The following is a 16,688-nucleotide window of genomic DNA, read 5'->3' on the forward strand; positions in this document are numbered from 1 at the left end:
CAATGCCGAAAATTAATCATTAGATTTAAAATGCGCAAAAGCTCCTCAAAAACATTATCGCGTTTTTGTAAGATTCATTAATTCGGATTTTTATATCCTGCATATTTTTAAATAAGAGTAGGGACAATACAATGGTTAAAGATTTTGACTGCGTTGTTATAGGTTCAGGCCCAGGAGGATACGTCGCAGCTATTACTGCGGCTCAATCAGGATTACAAACAGCTCTTATCGAAGAATTACATGAGGGAGGGACATGCTTAAATCGTGGATGCATTCCTTCTAAAGCATTAATTACTGGTGCTAATTTAGTATCTCAAATTCAACAGGCAAAAAAATTTGGGATTAATATAGAAGGCTATTCTATAGATTACCCTACGATGGTGGGAAGAAAAAATTCCATAGTTCAAGGTATAAAACAAGGTTTAGTAGGGCTTATCCGTAGTAATAAGATTACAACTTTAAGTGGAAGGGGTTCTTTAATCTCTTCGACGGAAATTAAAGTTATTGGAACGGACACAACAATAATCAAAGCAAAGCATATTATTTTAGCAACTGGCTCGGAACCGAAACCTTTTCCAGGAGTTCCTTTTTCTTCTAGGATCTTATCCTCCACAGAAATGTTAAATCTTTCTACTTTACCCAATAAACTTGCAATTATCGGTGGAGGTGTTATCGGTTGTGAATTTGCTTCACTATTCCAAACCCTAGGAGTTGAAGTCACTATAATAGAAGCTATGGATCATATTCTTCCTATTAATAATCCTGAAGTTTCTAAAACCCTAACAACAGAGTTTACAAAACGAGGAATTCGAGTTCTCACAAAAGCTTCTATTTCTCTTTTAAAAGAGACTCAAAATAATGTGGCAATTCAAGTAAATGACGTAACAGAACACTTTGACATTGCCTTGATAGCTATAGGAAGGTTGTTTAACACTTCTAATTTAGGTCTTGATAATGCTGGAGTGATCCGTGATGAGCGAGGAGTGATTCCTGTTGAAGAAACAATGCGAACAAATGTTCCTAATATTTTTGCCATTGGAGATATTACTGGAAAAATGCTACTTGCGCATGTAGCTTCTCACCAAGGAGTCGTTGCAGGGAAAAATGTATCTGGCCATAATGCGGTTATGGATTATTCTGCTATCCCTTCTGTGATTTTTACAAATCCAGAGATTGCTATAACAGGACTTTCCCAATATGAAGCTCAACTACAAAATATTCCCATTAAACTAACAAAATTTCCATTCAAGGCTATAGGGAAAGCTGTTGTGATGGAAGAATCTAATGGTTTTGCAACGATTATCAGTCATGAGACTACACAACAAATTTTGGGAGCCTATGTTGTAGGACCTCATGCAGCATCCCTCATCGGAGAAATGACTTTGGCAATTCGCAATGAGTTGACATTACATTGTATCTACGAAACAATCCATGCACACCCAACTCTTTCAGAAATTTGGGCTGAAAGTGCTTTACTTGCAGTAAATCAACCTCTTCATCTTCCTCCAAGACCATGAAAACAACAGATTCCTTAGAAAAAAAACGCCTTCCTAAGCGTTTTCCTAGTTGGTTACGACGCTCTCTTCCTAAAGGATCAGTATTTGCAACTACAGATGCAACTATAAAAAATGTTGGGATGGCTACAGTCTGTGAAGAAGCGTTGTGTCCAAATCGAACTTCATGTTGGTCTCGAAAAACAGCAACATATTTAGCTCTCGGATCTACTTGTACTCGAAAATGTGGTTTTTGTAACATTGACTTTACCCAAAAACCCCAGCCACTCGATCCTAAAGAACCAGAAAAAATAGCTATATCAGCAAAAGCTCTAGGTCTTCGTCATGTCGTTATTACAATGGTTGCTCGAGATGATTTAGAAGATGGTGGTGCAGAAGGTTTAATTCGTATTATTCAAAAATTAAAAGAAGAGCTTCCTTTAGCAACTATAGAAGTACTTGCATCAGATTTTCAAGGAAATATCCCAGCGTTACACTCTCTCTTAGATTCAGGATTAGCAATTTACAATCATAACATAGAAACAGTAGAACGATTAACTCCTATGGTTCGCCATAAAGCTACTTATAGAAGATCTCTGTCTATGCTTGAAGCAGCAGCGAAGTATCAACCTGATTTATTCATTAAATCAGGAATTATGGTTGGATTAGGAGAGCAAGAAAGTGAAGTAAAACAATCTCTTCGAGACCTTGTTTCTATTGGAGTAAAAATTGTAACAATTGGACAATATTTGCGTCCTTCACGTTTGCATATTCCTGTAAAAGATTATGTTACTCCAGAAACTTTTGATTATTATCGCCAAGTTGGAGAATCCCTAGGGTTATTTATTTATGCAGGACCTTTTGTAAGATCAAGTCTTAATGCAGATATTGTTTTAGATACTATTCAAAAGAAACACAGTCACTTATAATCTCTTCAAAAAGAATTTATCTTCCCTAAAAAGAATTCAAAACGATTTTTTATAACCATAGCTTTATCATAATAAAGACGATAATTATTATTAAATGTTCACGATTGGCACTAATCCCCCCTTTTGTTATGGTGAGTAAAAAGGTATGCGTGGATTATGTTTCGTAGTTCTGTTTCTTGTTGCTTTTTCTTTTTGTTAACCCTGTTTTGCTGCACAAGTTGCAACAGCAGATCTCTCATAGTTCATGGGCTTCCAGGAAGAGAAGCAAATGAAATTGTAGTTCTTCTTGTAAGCAAAGGTGTTGCTGCACAAAAACTTCCTAAAATAGCTTCAGCTACGGGAGGAGCTTCCACTGAACAACTTTGGGATATCTCTGTCCCTGCAGCACAAATCACCGAAGCTCTTGCTATTCTAAACCAAGCAGGCCTTCCGCGAATGAAAGGAACCAGTTTGTTAGATTTATTTGCAAAACAAGGACTAGTACCTTCAGAGTTACAAGAAAAAATTCGCTATCAAGAAGGCCTATCAGAACAGATGGCGACAACTATAAGAAAAATGGATGGTATAGTTGATGCTAGTGTTCAAATTTCCTTTTCTACAGATAACGATGAAGCCCAACCTTTAACAGCATCTGTTTATATTAAACATCGAGGAGTTTTAGATAATCCTAACAGTATAATGATCTCTAAAATTAAACGTTTAATAGCAAGTGCAGTTCCAGGGTTGGCTCCTGAAAATGTTTCTGTAGTCAGTGATCGAGCTGCTTATAGTGATATTACTATTAACGGTCCTTGGGGATTAACAGATGATATTGATTATGTTTCTGTTTGGGGGATAATTTTAGCAAAATCTTCGCTTCTCAAATTTCGCTTAATTTTTTATTTTTTGATTCTAATCCTATTTATTATTTCCTGTAGCCTTTTATGGATCATTTGGAAAACACATACGTTAATTATCTCCTTAGGAGGAGCTAAAAACTTCTTTGCTCCAACTCCTTATTCTAAGGTTGCCTTAGATGCAGCCAAAGTATCAAACAAAGCTCCTGAAGAAAAAGATAATGCTTCTACAGAAGGAGAAGATACAACAAAAGTTAAGGAAACCTCAACAGAAGCTCCAGAAGGAAACTCTGCAAATGAGGAAAGCTAGTGACCGCCAATACCTTTGGAACTCTAGATATCTTAATGAAACACTCAAAAGAGGATAATCTAGCAAAATTTTTGCCAGATTCTCTTCTTGTTCCTTCTTCTCATACACAAGAAATTCCTTTAAGCTCTCTCTCTTTTTCCATGCGTTGGCTAGCGACAATCCATCCTTCTTGGATTGCTATCGCAATGAAAGAACTTCCAAAAGAAATACAAAGTCAGCTGCTTGCCTGTCTTCCAGAAACTTTAGTCCGAGAATTATTACCTTCACTACCCAACGTCACTGTAGCACAAAAACGTTGTTCTAATTTCGGTGCATTCTATCTTTTAAATATGTTAAACGAAAAACTTCGTCCCAAAGGCATTGTAGAAGAAGTTTTTCTTCCTGCATCAACTATAAATGCTATACTGTATTATTCCGGTCCAACTAAAATTTCTGTTATCAATTGCTTAGGGTTATGTTATTTAGCAAAAGAGCTAAAAAATGTTGTCGATAAAGTTGTTCTTGAACGAGTGAAAAAGCTTCTCTCCTCTACAGAAAAACTCTTTTTAACCTATTGTCAATCTCACCCAATGAAAAATCTTGAAACGACAAATTTTCTCAGTTCTTGGGACCAGGATTCAGAACTACATCAGTTTATTCATATTCAAGGTTTACGTTTTCTTGGAAAAGCTTTAGTCAAAGAAGACGCTTCTTTTTTATGGTATTTCTTAAGAAGACTCGACATTCGTAGAGGTTATATTTTTGAACAAGCTTTAAAAGAATCCTATGGGCATTCATACGTAGATTATTATAAAAATAATTTAGAAAGATGTTTAAAAGTTTTAATACAGTAAACATAAAGAAAAATAAAATTATTAGATAACGAAAATACAAAAGATCAGCTCTTTGTAGAACTTATGCAAAAAATCACATTTTAACATTAAAAGGAGCGGCGTTGCTTTCAAGATACTTTGAAGTTTTACGCCATTGTATAAATGAAATTTTTCAGTTTAATACATAAAGATAACGACGTCTCGCTAAATAAAAAAATTTTAAGTCCCGAGGCATTTTCAACTCTTCTTGAAGCAAAAGAACTTTTAGATAAAACCAAAGCAGATAGTGAGGCTTTTCTTAAAAGTACAGAAGAAGAGTGCATCAAACTTTGCCAAGCAGCTAAAGATCAGGGATTTCAAGAAGGTTGCGAAAAATGGAATCAGCAACTTGCTTTTCTTCAGAAAGAAGCCCATCACTTGAGAGATCAATTTCGAGATTCCTTAGTCCATCTTGCTATTGCCAGTGTAAAGAAAATCATTGGTAAAGAACTAGAAATGCATCCAGAAACAATAGTCTCTATAATTTCTCAAGCATTAAAAGAGCTTACTCAAAATAAACAGATCACCATTTATCTAAACCCTCAAGATTTACCATTAGTAGAAAAAAGTCGTCCAGACTTAAAACAAATAGTAGAATACGCCGACGCTTTAATCCTTACCACTAAACAAGATATTGCTCCAGGAGGCTGTATCATTGAGACAGAAGCAGGCATTGTAAATGCTCAACTTGATGTACAATTATCTGCATTAGAAAAAGCTTTCTCTTCTATATTAAAGCAAAAAGACCCAAGCGAATCTGAATCCTCATTATCACCTCATGAAGCTAAGAATAAAAAAGAATAAAGGTATTCCATCATCATGCACATCATTTTCAAAATTCTCTTTTGCATTTTTGCCTTTAATGCTTCATGGTGTTTAGCTAGTACCGATGATCCCTATTCTAATTTTTGTCCTTCTCGCTGTGATCTTCCGCCTCCACAACAAATACTTTCTTCTCCAGAGATTGAGACAAAACCGATTCCTATGCCGTCATATCGCGCTCCAGTCTCTGCAGATGATGTTTTGCCTAGAGAAGGTTTATCTGAAGGAAGTTTTTCTGAGACTTATCCAGATTTAACAACACAAGCTGTTATCCTTATTTTTCTAGCTTTGTCTCCTTTTCTGGTAATGTTACTCACTTCCTATTTGAAGATTATTATCACTTTAGTACTCCTGAGAAACGCTTTAGGCGTTCAACAAACACCTCCCAGCCAAGTTCTTAATGGTATAGCTCTTATTCTTTCTATATATGTTATGTTCCCAACAGGAGTAGCTATGTATAAAGATGCTAAACAAGAAATCGAAGCTAACACTATTCCTAGAAATTTATTCACAGCAGAAGGAGCAGAAACAGTTTTTGTTGCATTAAATAAATCTAAAGAACCTTTACGGTCTTTTTTAATTCGCAATACTCCAAAAGCTCAAATTCAAAGTTTTTATAAAATTTCACAAAAAACTTTTCCTTCAGAAATTCGCGAGCATGTATCCGCAACAGATTTCGTTATCATTATTCCTGCTTTTATTATGGGACAAATTAAAAATGCATTTGAAATCGGAGTTTTGATTTACTTGCCTTTCTTTGTCATTGATTTAGTTACAGCAAACATTTTGGTTGCTATGCAAATGATGATGCTTTCCCCTCTATCAATTTCTTTACCACTAAAGTTATTGCTTGTTGTGATGGTAGATGGTTGGACGTTGCTTCTTCAAGGTCTTATGATTAGTTTTAAATAGGAAATTGACCGTGCTCACTCTTGCAACAAGCTTCAAATCAGTTTTATTTGAATATTCTTACCAATCTCTTTTGTTAATACTCATTGTTTCTGCTCCACCTATCATTTTGGCTTCCGTAGTCGGGATTATGGTTGCTATTTTCCAAGCAGCAACACAAATTCAAGAACAAACATTTGCATTTGCTATTAAGCTTGTCGTAATTTTTGGAACTTTAATGATTTCTGGAGGCTGGCTTAGTACTATGATTTTACGTTTCGCAAGTCAGATTTTTCAAAATTTCTATAAATGGAAATAAACAGCATGGGACATAATCTACCCGAGCTTGTTTCTCATTTGGGATCTACTTATCTAAATTATATTTTTCAACAACCTCCAGCCTATGTTTGGTCAGTATTTTTATTATTATTAGCCCGCCTTTTACCAATTTTTGCTGTAGTACCATTTTTAGGAGCAAAACTTTTTCCTTCTCTTATAAAAATTGGTATCGGAATATCATGGCTCGCTATTATTTTCCCTAAAGTCTTGATGGATACTCGTATAGCAAATTATACAAACGAAAATCTTTTTTATATTTTGCTAATTAAAGAAATGATTATTGGAGTGATTATTGGCTTTATTTTATCATTTCCCTTTTATGCAGCACAATCAGCAGGATCTTTCATTACAAATCAGCAGGGTATTCAAGGTCTCGAAGGGTCTACTTCTCCAATTTCTATTGAGCAAACCTCCCCTCATGGAATTTTTTATCACTATTTTGTTACCATAGCTTTCTGGTCTTTAGGAGGACATCGGATCGTTTTTTCTCTTCTTCTACAGTCTCTTGAAGTGATTCCCATTCACAATTTTTTTCCTCCAGAGCTGATGAGCTTGCATGCCCCTATTTGGTCTACTCTCCTGAAAATATGTCAGTTGAGTCTTATTATGACAATTCAACTCAGTGCTCCAGCAGCATTAGCAATGTTAATGTCCGATCTCTTTTTGGGAATTATTAACCGAATGGCGCCCCAAGTACAGGTTATCTACTTGCTTTCTGCATTAAAAGCCTTCATGGGACTTCTCTTTTTGACAATAGCTTGGTGGTTCATCATTAAACAACTGGATTACTTCACTCTAGCTTGGTTCAAAGAAACTCCTATGATGCTATTTGGTACGAATCCTCAAGTGTTATAACAAAGATATTAAAAATTAAAGGGAAGGAAACCTGTCTGCTCTCTTAAAAAAGAGCAGAAAAGAAAATAGCTACAAGGATTTATTCATCTGATGAGGAGTTCTGATGATGATGAGAGCACTGTTTTTTAGAACACGAGGAAGCTGGGGAATCAACAATAAAGGTAAGAATAATACATAAAAGTAGGAAGGAAACAGAGAAAGGAAACATATTTAAGATAAAAAACAGTAGAAGTCCACAAAGAAGAGCATTTTTAATTGGACCATTTTTAGCATAGTAGCGTTGTAAATTAGCTAGAGTCGTGCGGATTTCTTGATAAAAACCTAAAACGATACCACAAGCGACAAACATCCCTCCCATCCAAGAGACGAAGTCAGAAATAATCCCGAAAAGAACAAGAGCTCCGCCAATAACTTCGCGAGCATGATGCGTAAAGAAATGTTTCATACTAGTTACTTTGGGACTTGCATGCAAATCTTTGACTTTCTTTTTGATACCATCAAATTGCGAAGATGGCTCTTTGGAAACGTCTTCTTTTGGGGTTTCATTTGCCATTTCTGTACCTCGTAAAAAAATGAAATTCTATTTAATGATTCATCTAATACTAATTATTAAAAAAATTTATATAAAAAATAAATCAAAAATTCTAGTTATAGTTTTACTCTCTTTGAAGAACAGCGACATCGAGAAATTGTTTTAGTATCAGGATCTACAAGAAATAAATAATCCCCAGCACAGCCTAAGGTAAAATCAAATAGCTTTTTATTTATCAATTCTATCAAACCATGTTGACTCAAAATTAGTTGAGTTTTATCTCTAAGCTCTAAACGAAAATCTGTTCTAGTCTTAAATAACTCTATTGCAGCAGCTTGTCCATGCTTTTGTATGGCTTCTTCTTGACGCTTAACAGACTCCCAAATGCCATTACGCAAAGTGTTTATCTCAAGATATACTGCAGGTTGATCTATCACAGCTTCTAATAATAAAGGATCCATAAAAATAAGGTTAAGTTTGCAATTGCTTGGCAATTTCTCCTCATAATGAAGGAAATTTAGTAAGGGTTGAGCATTCTTAGATCCTTTTAACATTGTGTAAAGAATATCAGCCTCTTCTTTTGGAAGCGTCAGAGTTTCAATAATATCGGGACCAAACTTAGCTGCTCCCTCCATAATTTCCTCCTTTTTGCTCAACAAGGTGTTCGTTATAAGATACTCTGATCCTTGAGGAACATTACCTGTATCTACATAAACTCGTTTCAAAAGTCTGACAAAAATAGAATACCACGATGCTGAATTGTAATGGATTTCTGGGAGTTCCATAAACAAGGCATAAAGGTTGTACCGGGAGTTATTTGGAGGTCTTGAAAAAGGAACTTGAAGAAGACGATACTTCTGTTTTTTTTTTGTAACAACTTTCGCAGTTTTACTTGGTACAGAAGTTTCATGTTCCTTAGAAACTTTATCTATAACGGTAAGTTTTTTCGCTTTTTCTTGATACTCGACTTCCGCACATGCAGAACGACACGCCGTCATAAAATTTTCCTGACGCTCAATAAACTGGGAACAAAGACATCGTTTGCGAGAATTCGCGGCATCAAAAGCTACCAACGATGCTAAAGATGCAAGACACATTAAAGTAAAAATATACGATTGCATAGTAGTACTATTTCCCTAAAGCAAACAAATAGTTTAATGTACGAGTTTTTTGCCCAGGCAGTTCTCGGATTATCTTTATGCAGACTTTTTCTGGTAAAGCTTGATCACTTGGATGTTCTAAGGAAGCTATCGAGCAATACTTTACATAAGAGAGTAAAGTAAGGTATTCCATTTTATTTTCGTTTTTTAAATTATAAACTCTCAATTCCAACTTATATTGCTCAGGATCATAATGAAAGGCTGCACGAACTTCTCCTGCGAGTTCAGGATCCTTGTAAACCCCTCGATCAAACGTTAGAGACAATAGCGCATCTTTATCTTCTGCGGATGTTAAAGCTTCCCTAAACAGGATTCGTAATAATTGGTACGCTCGTGCTTCTTCCATAAAAGAGGAATACACATTCTTTTGCTGCTTATGTAAACAATAAATCTGTCTATACCAAAATCCCAGAGAACCTAGAAGCACAGCTAATAATGTCAAAGACATAAGAAGCTCCATAAGTATAAAGCTGTGTTTCTGTTTTTTTGGAGAGGCTAGTGGGTAACGCACATACATCTTTGCACCAAAACAGCGTGTTTTTGATCAGGGAAGATCTCTACAGCAACGTCTACTAAACAAGCTTTCACAATATTGTTTTCTACTCGCACACCCTTCCGAACATCGACCTCATAGTGATAAGGGATCGAAATTTTTTTACCAGAGCTTGTATAAAGAAAAGTTGAAGCGAGTAGTCCTGATCCCGATGAGGGAAATTCTCCAGCGAGCATTTGTTTTTGCATTTGCTTTTCTATAGAGAAAAAACAATTATCAATAATCGATGGCAGTTGAAGAGACTGAATGTTTTCTTCAAAAAATTTCCTATTTCTCGAATAAAATTGTATGCATGGTATGAGTACAAGACAAACTAAGGACATAGCCATTAATACTTCTATCAAGAAAAAACTTCGTTTGAATTTTTTTCTAGGGATCATTTTAAACATCACAACGAAAGCTAATTTTTAGTCTGAACTCTTTTGGAGAAGATCACGAGATCATCGCCTCGCTCATTAAGTTGAACAACAAGATCTTCTCCCCAAGCATCTTTTAAAAGATTTTTCCCATCTTTACACCAAGCGGCTTCTTCAATGATTTTTTCCTTTTGTGCGATGATGTCTTTCAAAGGAGTTCCTCCTGAGGCATATTCCATCATTAAGATGTCATAAACCTTAGCACAAGCCTGTTCTGATTGAAATACCTTCCCCTTATGGATGCTTCCACGCATATTAAATGCCAAAGCTCCACCGACAATCCCGATGAGGGTAATTACGACCATCATTTCAATTAATGTGATCGATTGTTTTCTTTTTTGTTTTTTCATATAGCGTTTTCCTCCTAGATTCTAATATGTTACAACGCTTGAATATTACTCGTTAACGGCATAAGTATTGCCAACATAATGACGCCTATAATTCCTCCAAGGAAAATAAGAATCACAGGTTGGCACCACGAAGTTATCCAGGTAAGGGTTTTCTGAACATCGTCATTATAAATATGTGCTATATACCCCAAAACTTCAGAAAGCTCTCCAGACTCTTCTCCTAAAGACACCATTCCGCAAGCTAATTTTGGAACCCAAGGTCTCTGCGCCAGTTCGTGACTCAAAGAGCTTCCGTGAATAACAGCCTGAACTATTTCTTTCATCTCATCTCGAAGAGCATCGTAAGTAATAGCTCCACATCCCAATTCTAACCCCTCTATTAAAGTCCCTCCTCCCTTTAAAATAGCAGAGGTTACTGAGCAAAACCGAATAAGAGAAACTTTAATAATGAACTTCTTTATAAGGGGGCATGAAAAGAAAATTTTTTCTTTAAATTGGTTCCAAGGAATTTTCTGTCGAAAAAAAGTCCCTATTCCAAAAAGAACGCTTATCCCTCCTAATAACCAAAATTTAAACCGGCATAAGAAGTCACTAGAGCTAAAAACTATACTTGTTAATTTGTTAGGTTCTATGTTTTCAAAAGTTTCTTTTATAGAGGGAATAACCCCTAAAAGAAAAAATAGTACCACTACTATAGAAAAACTGAACAACACTATAGGGTAACTTAAAGCTGACACAATTTTCTTAGAGATCAAAGCCTGCTCTTCCAATACTGTAATAACATTTTGCAAGCACCCTTCTAAAGCCCCGACACTTTCTCCAGCCAAAACAGCACTACAATAAAAGTTATTAAAAATTTCCGGATACAACGCCATAGCTTGCGATAATGATCCTCCAGAACGTAAAACTTCTATGAAAGATGTCAGTAATGTCGCCATTCCCTGTCCCTGATACTGATCTCGCAAAGATGAGAGACTTTCATATAAAGGGAGACCTGACCGCAAAAGAAGCACCAGTTGCTTAGTAAAAACAATAAGCTCTGTTTTCTTTATGCGAATTCGACGAAAGGTTTCTTCACGCACATCCAAGACAAGAATGCCTTGTTGCATAAGTTTATCATGAGCTTCTTGAATATGAGAGGCTTCTAAAAAATTTCGTTTTTTTCGCTCTTTAGCATCAAGATAAGTATAGACGTATCTTGGCATCCGTCCCCCCCTCTTATTTTAATCGTAGTGCCTAGTAACTCTGGCGACTTCTGACAGTGAGGTATCCCCAGCTAGAGCCAAAGCTATGCCGTGTTCTGATAAAGGGCAGAAGCCGTGATCGTAAGCGTGTTCGCGTAAAACTTGATAAGATTGCCGTAAGGCTATTTCAGAACGTAGTTGAGAATTTGGTCGGAAAAACTCGTAGATTCCTTGACGCCCTTTATAACCTGAGTGAAAGCAAGACGCACACCCCTGTCCATGATATAAAGGTGTTTCAGGATCTTTTCCCAAAGAAATAAGGAAAGCTTTTTCTTGGTCATTAGGAGAACAAAGAATTTTACAATAAGGACAGGTTTTTCGTACTAATCTTTGAGCAACCACACCTATAAGAGTAGCAGAAAGTAAATAAGACTCTATTCCCATATCTAAAAGCCGAAATATAGCGGAAATCGCATCATTCGTGTGAAGTGTACTCACAACTAAATGACCTGTCAAAGCTGCTTGTATAGCAATTTCGGCAGTTTCTTGATCTCGTATTTCTCCTACCATTAAAATATCAGGATCCTGACGTAATAAATGTCGTAATCCACGAGAAAATGATAGTCCTATTTTAGGCTTCACAGCAATCTGAGCTATCCCTGCCAGTTTGTACTCGGGGGGATCTTCTATAGTCATAATGTTCGTAAAAGGTCCTGTAAGTTCTTGAAGGACTCCATACAAAGTTGTTGTTTTTCCACTCCCTGTAGGACCTGTAACGAGTAATATTCCCTCAGGAGCTTTTATAATTTCTTTAAAAGAGCTTTCAATATTTTCAGGCATACATAAACCTGCGATATCAAAAATCACATTTCTCTTGTCCAAAATACGAAGAACTACTCTTTCTCCATGAATCACAGGGACCGTACTCACCCTCATATCTACTTCTTGGCCACCAATATGTATTTTTAAACGCCCGTCTTGAGGAAGACGGTGTTCCGCAATATCTAGCTTTGCCAATACTTTGATTCGCGTGATAAGCGCGGAGCGCAAATGAAAAGGGGGAGAGTGGCGATCATGAAGAACCCCATCTATACGATACCTGATGCGTAAAGCTTCTTCGGATGGTTCAAAATGAATATCGGAGGCTCTTTCTTCAATCGCTTCTTTCAATATTAAATTCAATAATCGTACAACTGGGGCTGAATCAGTATTTTCGAGAAGATCTTCTTGTTTAGCTGTTGGCAATGATTTGTCATGTTCCATCGTTAGTAGCATGTCTGAAGCATTGCCATCACGAGAGCTATAGAGTTTTTGTAAACTTTGCAGAATTTCTACTTCATCCTTTACTACAAATCGGATAGATTTTTTTAATAAAAGTTTAATTTCATCCAAAGCTATCAGAGATGTTGCTGTTGCATGAGCAATAACAACAGAATCGGGAGTTTCCTCGATAGGGAGACAACAGTGTTGTTTTAGAAAAGCATAGGGTAGAACATCCAAAAGTTCTTGAGATAAAAAATTAGCGTCCATCGTACTCTAAGCCTTCTACTAGAGGTGAAGGAAGGCCTACTGCTGGTAGAATTTCTAATTTCTTTTGAGCTGCTTTCGCAGTAGCTTCGCTAGCAGCCAAAGCTTGAAGATATTCTTTGCTCTCCCCTGGGCGAGAGGAAAGAAGAGCTTCTTCATGACGTTCTTGCTGCTCTATAGGGTTCTCTATAATTTTAGGAGTTATGAATACAAACATTTCAGTAAGGCTATCTGAGGAGGTATTCATACTAAATAATTTACCAATTCCAGGAATCTCTCCTAGAAAAGGGATGCCGTCTTGCATATCCGACATATATTTACAACGCAAACCGCCAATAATTACAGACTCCCCATCTGCTATCCGTACTTTATTGGTAATATTACGTCGTGTAACATCCGGACGATCATCTATTTTCTTTCCCGTGGTATCGAAAGTAATGTCCGTTTCTAAAGTGATGTAACTTTTTCCATCTTCTTCTCCAATATTGATCGTAGGAAGCATTTTTATCATGATTCCGTACTGAGCTCGATTATAAAGAGCCTTGTCCTTCTCTGCAGAAACTGCAATGGAGACCTCTTCCACTATAGCAATTCTTGCTGGAGTTTGATTCATTGTAACGACGGAGGGACTTGCATTAATACGCACATCTTCCTGAGCCATCAAAAACTGATAGGCAAGATCATAACCAGGAACAATGGAGGAACCTGTTGTCCCCTTAAGAAGAAACTCTAAAATACCAGTACCTCCAGTCCAAGAGAAGGAGGGTGTACAACTTTTCTTCCCTATTTCTTCTCCCAAGCGAAGAAGATTTAAGCCTGATTTTCTTTCATGAGAAAGCTTCCTTTCAAAAAGAAGAACTTCTATTCGCACCATTTTTTTAGGAACATCAAGCTTTTTAAGTAGCATTTGTATTCGAGATAACGCTGCTTTCTCAACAACCATTACTAACGTGCCAGTTTTTGAATCAGCAATAAAGTTTCCGTATTTCACGGGACCATCTTTTACTGGGGCAGCAGCAACAGTATTTATTTGTATAGAAGAATCTGTTTGAACTGAAGTCTCCGTATGCCCCTTGGAAGAAGATGTGTTTTCTCCAGAGAAGACATCGTGCACTTGAGAAAGAAGGACTGCAAGCTCTTGAGGATCTGAGTGTTTAACATTATACCAAAATACGGTCTTATCTGAAGGATTCTCTATACCGTCTTCAAGATCTCGAATTAGTGTTATTGCCTGCTGAACGAGAGCTCCGGAACCACTTAGAAAGAGAGACCGTCCTTGATACTGCAAGGGAACAACACGCAGCCCTATAGAATCACTACTTCCTTCTTTAGCAAGATCCTCTCGAAATGCTGCATTTAAAATTTCCAACATTTCGCTAGCTTCTATTTTCGTTAAAGGAACTATACGGTATTCCTGACGAACATTATCTGCTTGTATAAAATCGTAAACTTTTAATAATTCCCCGATCTCTCCTACGGAGCCAAATATCCACAAATGTCCAGCAATTACATCTATCTGCGTTGTTTCTGCATTCATGAACTTTCGTAAAAGTTGCAATTCTGCTCGCACATCAACATTCTTAGACACAAGAATAAAACCTATGTAAGCTGTTGATGACAAACTCTCTAGATCCTTTTTAGAGGAAAAAACCCCGGCAATCCCTGAACTGTCCTGACGCGTAGAATATAATTCTTTAATCCAAGGACTTACCTGACGAATACCAATTCCAAGTCGAGAAAGAATTTGGTTCAAACAATCTTCAAAACCTTCTTTGGGAACTAAAAGCTTAGACAATGCAGAAACTTTGATATTCCCTATATCTTGAGGAATCAAATATATGGAATCGTTGGCACCATAATCAGCGACAAGATTATAAATAGTCGCTTCAGGATGATGCCACAAAGCAAAATCTTCCTGGTCACTATTTTTTCCTCGAACTTCTTCTGCCCAAAGAGTCTTTATTTCTCTAATATGATTTTTTACATCAGCAAGCCGAATAAGGAGTTTTTCCCAAACATCAACGTCCTCACATTCTAAAGCACGCAAACGTGCTGCTTCTTCATATAAATTCTTTAGGAGAAGAGTACTCTCCTTCATATCAGCATTAAAGGAAGCCAGCCCTTCATAAGAATCCGAAGAAGAGTTGTTCTTTTCTAGAGATTGCACTTTTTCTGCTATTGTCAAAGCGAATACTGAATTGCAGGAAACAAAGTTCACTACCACCAAGACAGAATACAACACTATAGAGCTACGCCAAAAATGCATCTATGCCCCCCCTCGATCTATTGTAGATCCCTTATTTGTTGTTTCTACAACACACGAAGAACTAGTTTGTTCATGAGAAACTAGACTAGATTCCAAACCTTGCTTTAGGGGTAACGTGATAGTCTCTACTAAAGTACGTTGAGAATTAAATACATGTCCTCTTAAAACAAAATTCGCCCCTTCTTTTTCTAATTTCTCAAAGACCATAAGAGGTCCAGAGAGTTTCCCTGAAACATAATCCTGAATTTGTTGAGGAGAAGACAGTTTTTCCCAACCTGTTATGGTTCTCAAAACCCAATCATTAGGAGATAAAATCAATCTCTGCTTACCAAGTAAGACTATTGGACGTGACCATGACCGCATTCCAACAAACTCGAGTTCTCGCAGAACATCTGTTATCTCAATAGGAGAGCTCAGGGTTTTTGCTAAACTTACAGATTGACGAGCAGTTCCTCCAACATTCCATAAATCAATAACAATAACTTTATCGTCTATTTTTTTAACTTCTAACAAGGGTACCGATGCACTTTCACCACGAAAAGCACCACACGACTGCCAAAACTCACCATCCCATAAAAGAAAATCCCCAACAGAGAGATATCGACTATAATTTTCTTCCGAAGCAGAAGTAAAATCTATGCGTTCTTTAACAGCTTTGTCAGCATATTCTACTCCTCCATGCATGAGCAAAAATTTATCTAATCCAACACGCCGCATTTTTTGTTTCACAGGAAAGCTTGCATCTACTTTAATCCCCCCAATTTCCCAAGATGAAATCGCTCTCATAGATGCTCCTAAAAACAAAGTCTCTCTTTCTTTAGGAGAAGAAATCATCGTTTTTGTAGTTCCAATCAAACGCACTTTTACCTCTATTCTACCTTCTATGCCCACAGATCGACATTCTAACCACAGCTCTGTTGGGGAAGTACTAAAAGTATACATAACCCCTTGAGAAGAAGGTTCTGTGCATAGATAAACCTTTTCTCCTGGGGCTGCAGTATAACGATCTCCTGACGATGCTAATGCTAAAGAAAATTTACTCTTTAGAGCATCAGGCCTGTCGTTACTCCCTAAGAAAACTACTTCCTGCCGCAAGTCTGGCAACAGTTCTTCTATCTCGGGAAAATCAAGCTCCCACACGCCTTTATCAAACTCTTCTACTTGAGGTAGTGTCCCGAATTCTCGAACTCCTTCTTCTGCAGACAAGAAAATTTTATAAAATCCACCCATGCTGTTTGATGATCCACAAATAATCGAGAAGACTGTGACAACGCTTAGAAGACTATAACCTATCGAAAGAAGTGGATACATAGTGAAAGCAAACTAAAAATAAGAAAAGATAACTTATTAGAGAAAAAAAATCAATTTATACAAACA

Annotated in this window: 17 protein-coding genes; 8 read left to right on the top strand and 9 right to left on the bottom strand. The window is 36.8% G+C overall.

Features of this window, described 5'->3' with window-relative positions; all coding sequences use genetic code 11:
• Nucleotides 1-131: 131 nt before the first annotated feature.
• The 8 genes from lpdA (at nt 132) to JMS40_RS01005 (ending at nt 7,323) form a co-directional block, all read left to right on the top strand.
• Nucleotides 132-1,517, top strand: a complete 1,386-nt coding sequence (lpdA, locus tag JMS40_RS00970; RefSeq protein WP_201456411.1) for a dihydrolipoyl dehydrogenase — start codon at nt 132-134, stop codon at nt 1,515-1,517.
• Nucleotides 1,514-2,422: a lipoyl synthase gene (gene lipA, locus JMS40_RS00975; protein WP_201456412.1), complete on the top strand. Its 909-nt coding sequence runs from the start codon at nt 1,514-1,516 to the stop codon at nt 2,420-2,422. Before lpdA ends, lipA begins: the two co-directional genes overlap by 4 nt.
• 156 nt (nt 2,423-2,578) lie before the next feature.
• Nucleotides 2,579-3,568: a type III secretion system inner membrane ring lipoprotein SctJ gene (gene sctJ, locus JMS40_RS00980; RefSeq protein ID WP_201456413.1), complete on the top strand. Its 990-nt coding sequence runs from the start codon at nt 2,579-2,581 to the stop codon at nt 3,566-3,568.
• Nucleotides 3,568-4,401, top strand: coding sequence for a hypothetical protein (locus tag JMS40_RS00985; protein ID WP_201456414.1), 834 nt, complete (start codon nt 3,568-3,570; stop codon nt 4,399-4,401). The genes sctJ and JMS40_RS00985 overlap by 1 nt, the downstream gene beginning before the upstream one ends.
• A 141-nt stretch (nt 4,402-4,542) precedes the next feature.
• Nucleotides 4,543-5,223: an HrpE/YscL family type III secretion apparatus protein gene (locus tag JMS40_RS00990; RefSeq protein WP_201456415.1), complete on the top strand. Its 681-nt coding sequence runs from the start codon at nt 4,543-4,545 to the stop codon at nt 5,221-5,223.
• 15 nt (nt 5,224-5,238) lie between these two features.
• Nucleotides 5,239-6,153 (top strand): type III secretion system export apparatus subunit SctR, encoded by a 915-nt coding sequence (gene sctR, locus JMS40_RS00995; protein WP_201456416.1) that lies wholly within the window; start codon nt 5,239-5,241, stop codon nt 6,151-6,153.
• A 10-nt stretch (nt 6,154-6,163) separates the two neighbouring features.
• A complete protein-coding gene (gene sctS, locus JMS40_RS01000; RefSeq protein WP_201456417.1) occupies nt 6,164-6,448 on the top strand; it encodes a type III secretion system export apparatus subunit SctS in 285 nt (94 codons plus the stop codon).
• 5 nt (nt 6,449-6,453) lie between these two features.
• Nucleotides 6,454-7,323: an EscT/YscT/HrcT family type III secretion system export apparatus protein gene (locus tag JMS40_RS01005; protein WP_201456418.1), complete on the top strand. Its 870-nt coding sequence runs from the start codon at nt 6,454-6,456 to the stop codon at nt 7,321-7,323.
• 79 nt (nt 7,324-7,402) lie between these two features.
• On the opposite strand, the gene JMS40_RS01010 is transcribed toward JMS40_RS01005, so the two are convergent.
• From JMS40_RS01010 to JMS40_RS01050, 9 genes are all read right to left on the bottom strand, one after another.
• Nucleotides 7,403-7,876, bottom strand: coding sequence for a hypothetical protein (locus JMS40_RS01010; RefSeq protein ID WP_201456419.1), 474 nt, complete (start codon nt 7,874-7,876; stop codon nt 7,403-7,405).
• A gap of 95 nt (nt 7,877-7,971) precedes the next feature.
• Complete coding sequence (locus tag JMS40_RS01015) at nt 7,972-8,976, bottom strand: hypothetical protein (RefSeq protein WP_201456420.1); 1,005 nt, start codon at nt 8,974-8,976, stop codon at nt 7,972-7,974.
• 7 nt (nt 8,977-8,983) lie between these two features.
• Nucleotides 8,984-9,532, bottom strand: a complete 549-nt coding sequence (locus JMS40_RS01020; protein WP_236558921.1) for a DUF1494 domain-containing protein — start codon at nt 9,530-9,532, stop codon at nt 8,984-8,986.
• Nucleotides 9,511-9,897 (bottom strand): type II secretion system protein, encoded by a 387-nt coding sequence (locus JMS40_RS01025; protein ID WP_236558922.1) that lies wholly within the window; start codon nt 9,895-9,897, stop codon nt 9,511-9,513. Before JMS40_RS01025 ends, JMS40_RS01020 begins: the two co-directional genes overlap by 22 nt.
• Nucleotides 9,898-9,968: 71 nt before the next feature.
• A complete protein-coding gene (locus JMS40_RS01030) occupies nt 9,969-10,334 on the bottom strand; it encodes a type II secretion system protein (RefSeq protein WP_201456422.1) in 366 nt (121 codons plus the stop codon).
• 29 nt (nt 10,335-10,363) lie between these two features.
• The gene (locus tag JMS40_RS01035) at nt 10,364-11,539 is read right to left on the bottom strand and encodes a type II secretion system F family protein (protein ID WP_201456423.1); all 1,176 of its coding nucleotides are present in this window, start codon (nt 11,537-11,539) and stop codon (nt 10,364-10,366) included.
• Nucleotides 11,540-11,557: 18 nt separating this feature from the next.
• A complete protein-coding gene (locus JMS40_RS01040) occupies nt 11,558-13,048 on the bottom strand; it encodes a GspE/PulE family protein (RefSeq protein ID WP_201456424.1) in 1,491 nt (496 codons plus the stop codon).
• Nucleotides 13,038-15,311, bottom strand: a complete 2,274-nt coding sequence (locus JMS40_RS01045) for a type II secretion system protein GspD (RefSeq protein WP_201456425.1) — start codon at nt 15,309-15,311, stop codon at nt 13,038-13,040. Before JMS40_RS01045 ends, JMS40_RS01040 begins: the two co-directional genes overlap by 11 nt.
• Nucleotides 15,312-16,622 carry a hypothetical protein gene (locus JMS40_RS01050; RefSeq protein WP_201456426.1) on the bottom strand — a complete coding sequence of 437 codons (1,311 nt, stop codon included), beginning with the start codon at nt 16,620-16,622 and terminating at the stop codon, nt 15,312-15,314. It abuts the gene before it with no gap.
• Between the last annotated feature and the right edge of the window lie 66 nt (nt 16,623-16,688).

The organism is Chlamydia sp. 17-3921 (genome assembly GCF_902705545.1).
GTDB lineage: Bacteria > Chlamydiota > Chlamydiia > Chlamydiales > Chlamydiaceae > Chlamydia.

What these genes read in the sequence shown, in the direction of transcription:
- JMS40_RS01025 (WP_236558922.1), bottom strand. Translation starts at nt 9,897, where the DNA reads ATGGCTATGTCCTTAGTTTGTCTTGTACTCATACCATGCATACAATTT.
- JMS40_RS01035 (WP_201456423.1), bottom strand. Translation starts at nt 11,539, where the DNA reads ATGCCAAGATACGTCTATACTTATCTTGATGCTAAAGAGCGAAAAAAA.
- JMS40_RS01010 (WP_201456419.1), bottom strand. Translation starts at nt 7,876, where the DNA reads ATGGCAAATGAAACCCCAAAAGAAGACGTTTCCAAAGAGCCATCTTCG.
- JMS40_RS01045 (WP_201456425.1), bottom strand. Translation starts at nt 15,311, where the DNA reads ATGCATTTTTGGCGTAGCTCTATAGTGTTGTATTCTGTCTTGGTGGTA.
- JMS40_RS01030 (WP_201456422.1), bottom strand. Translation starts at nt 10,334, where the DNA reads ATGAAAAAACAAAAAAGAAAACAATCGATCACATTAATTGAAATGATG.
- JMS40_RS01040 (WP_201456424.1), bottom strand. Translation starts at nt 13,048, where the DNA reads ATGGACGCTAATTTTTTATCTCAAGAACTTTTGGATGTTCTACCCTAT.
- JMS40_RS01005 (WP_201456418.1), top strand. Translation starts at nt 6,454, where the DNA reads ATGGGACATAATCTACCCGAGCTTGTTTCTCATTTGGGATCTACTTAT.
- sctR (WP_201456416.1), top strand. Translation starts at nt 5,239, where the DNA reads ATGCACATCATTTTCAAAATTCTCTTTTGCATTTTTGCCTTTAATGCT.
- lipA (WP_201456412.1), top strand. Translation starts at nt 1,514, where the DNA reads ATGAAAACAACAGATTCCTTAGAAAAAAAACGCCTTCCTAAGCGTTTT.
- JMS40_RS00990 (WP_201456415.1), top strand. Translation starts at nt 4,543, where the DNA reads ATGAAATTTTTCAGTTTAATACATAAAGATAACGACGTCTCGCTAAAT.
- lpdA (WP_201456411.1), top strand. Translation starts at nt 132, where the DNA reads ATGGTTAAAGATTTTGACTGCGTTGTTATAGGTTCAGGCCCAGGAGGA.
- JMS40_RS01050 (WP_201456426.1), bottom strand. Translation starts at nt 16,622, where the DNA reads ATGTATCCACTTCTTTCGATAGGTTATAGTCTTCTAAGCGTTGTCACA.
- sctJ (WP_201456413.1), top strand. Translation starts at nt 2,579, where the DNA reads ATGTTTCGTAGTTCTGTTTCTTGTTGCTTTTTCTTTTTGTTAACCCTG.
- JMS40_RS01020 (WP_236558921.1), bottom strand. Translation starts at nt 9,532, where the DNA reads ATGTATGTGCGTTACCCACTAGCCTCTCCAAAAAAACAGAAACACAGC.
- JMS40_RS01015 (WP_201456420.1), bottom strand. Translation starts at nt 8,976, where the DNA reads ATGCAATCGTATATTTTTACTTTAATGTGTCTTGCATCTTTAGCATCG.